We start from the raw sequence: 432 nt of genomic DNA on the forward strand, positions 1-432 counted from the left end.
TTTCATTCGTAAATAATTTAAGTTTGAGTTTTATATGTTTTATAATATTTTAATATTCAAAAGGCACAGCCAAGAGATTGTAAAATTTCATTCCCGGGCTTTGTTCTGTCAATAGCAGGAGTAGCCCAACCCTGTGTGCTTAGCTGCGCAACACCTGTTTCATGTACGGGGTTTTTACCACCAGTAAAAAAACGGCTTTCATTACAGGAGTTAAACCATTACGCCTAACCCCTTTAATTCTTTTTGTAAATACATTATGCGTTTATCCCTGCGCTGTTGTTCAAATTTTTCCACCGCAAAAGACTGGTAAGGCAGCCGGGTAGTCAGGAGGTGATATGCTGCGCACAGGATCTTATGTCCTATTACTAATAGCGCTTTCTTTTTACCCATCCTTCCCACCAGGCTGTCAAACTTGGCTCGCAGGTAAGTACC

The 432-nt window shown here is 40.5% G+C and carries 1 protein-coding gene; it reads right to left on the minus strand.

Annotated elements, in window-relative coordinates:
* Positions 1 to 210 precede the first annotated feature (210 nt).
* On the minus strand, positions 211 to 432 hold a 222-nt coding region (locus tag OD355_RS13845; protein WP_263039089.1), incomplete at its 5' end, for a hypothetical protein.

The sequence above is a fragment of the Haoranjiania flava genome (assembly GCF_025631005.1).
Classification (GTDB): Bacteria; Bacteroidota; Bacteroidia; order Chitinophagales; family Chitinophagaceae; genus Haoranjiania; species Haoranjiania flava.